The sequence below is a fragment of the Paenimyroides tangerinum genome (assembly GCF_003865405.1).
Lineage (GTDB): Bacteria > Bacteroidota > Bacteroidia > Flavobacteriales > Flavobacteriaceae > Flavobacterium > Flavobacterium tangerinum.
In genome coordinates this window covers 1-1,354 of the sequence record NZ_RQVQ01000104.1, presented here as the reverse complement: position 1 = coordinate 1,354, position 1,354 = coordinate 1, and the positions used below count along the sequence as shown (strand labels likewise).

The 1,354-nt window shown below is 31.5% G+C and carries 2 protein-coding genes and 1 pseudogene; 2 read left to right on the top strand and 1 reads right to left on the bottom strand.

Annotation, left to right across the window (positions count from 1 at the left end; all coding sequences use genetic code 11):
* Positions 1-409 precede the first annotated feature (409 nt).
* Both EG240_RS16355 and EG240_RS16350 read left to right on the top strand, forming a co-directional pair.
* Positions 410-706, top strand: a pseudogene (locus EG240_RS16355) (NAD(P)H-dependent oxidoreductase); the annotation flags it as partial.
* Positions 696-1,049: an ISAon1 family transposase N-terminal region protein gene (locus tag EG240_RS16350; protein ID WP_125020391.1), complete on the top strand. Its 354-nt coding sequence runs from the start codon at positions 696-698 to the stop codon at positions 1,047-1,049. The pseudogene EG240_RS16355 and the gene EG240_RS16350, both read left to right, overlap by 11 nt.
* A gap of 108 nt (positions 1,050-1,157) precedes the next feature.
* On the opposite strand, the gene EG240_RS16760 is transcribed toward EG240_RS16350, so the two are convergent.
* A partial coding sequence (locus EG240_RS16760) for a hypothetical protein (protein WP_203229340.1) occupies positions 1,158-1,354 on the bottom strand: 197 nt, incomplete at its 5' end.

The window sequence follows — 1,354 nt, the reverse complement described above, 5'->3', positions numbered from 1 at the left end:
TCCAAAGCCATTATCTTTGACATGATGATTGATATAGCTGAAAAGGAATTAAAAATTGATGTAAGAAAAAATTTCAAGTCCGCACAATCAATCGTTTCCGCCAAGAAAAACAAGAAAGTATAAGTTTTACTTGTGGATTGTTCGGACTAGATAATTTTTAATCATTGAAAAACTGTATCGCTATTTCAGGACTAGTCATTGTTAGTACCATACAATTAGTAGCTAATATATGAAATTGTCTATAAATTGTATTTCTTTGTCACAAAAAATAGAATAAATGAAAACACTAATAATTCTTACACATCCAAATCTCAGAAATTCTAAAGTTCACAGAAGATTTATTGAAGAGTAAGAGAAATTACCTGAAAAGTATGAAGTTCGTTGACTTTATGACCTATATCCAGATGAAAACATAAATATCAATGAAGAGCAACGTGTATTAGAATTGTTCGATAAAATAGTATTTCAATTTCCAATATATTTGTACAATTGTCCTCCATTGCTGAAAAAATGGTTTGATGAAGTTCTAATGTATGGTTGGGCTTACAGTAAAACTTTCAAATTTGAAGGTAAATCAGTTGCTTTATGTTTGTCAACAAATGGTCTTTTTGAAGATTATCAGCCAACAGGAAAATACAAATATAGGGTCAAGCACAAAAGTTGGGGAGGAAGTTGTAAAATAATATATTTGCATCATGATGGATAGCAAAGAAATACTAAAACTAATCCTACCTGAGTACTTGGTAGAGCACTTTAATATTACAAAAGTTAAAGAATTAAATAGTCGTTTAGATATCTACTTCGAAGAAAAGAACGATTATGGTCATCAACTTACAGATAGACAACTAATTTCAAAAGGATTTTATCCCATGACTACCATCGAAGATTTTCCATTACGTGGAAAATCAGTAAAACTGCATGTTCAACGCCGTCGCTGGACAGATAAACAAACAGAAGAAATAATCGCTAGAGATTGGAATATGATTGCCGAAGGAACCCGAATGACTAAAGAGTTTTCGGAGTTCTTAAAAAAAATTAGCCGATACTAAAATACTTAGCTGTAAAGCAATAGGAGATCTATTCGGTATTGATGGAAAGAAATTTCAACGTCAATACAAAAATAAAACCAGCGACTTTAAAGCCTGGGATCAGCTTGGTCACTCTAAAGATTGGTTATTGTATCCAAAAAACATAACGGAAAAGCTATCGATAGATGAAGTCTGCTTATCTAAAGGAGAATTATACACCATAGTCACCTCTAAAGCAGGTAAAGGCAGGGAAAACACTATTATTGCTATTGTAAAAGGAACAAAATCTGAAACAGTTATAGAACACTTATCAAAACTATCTAAAT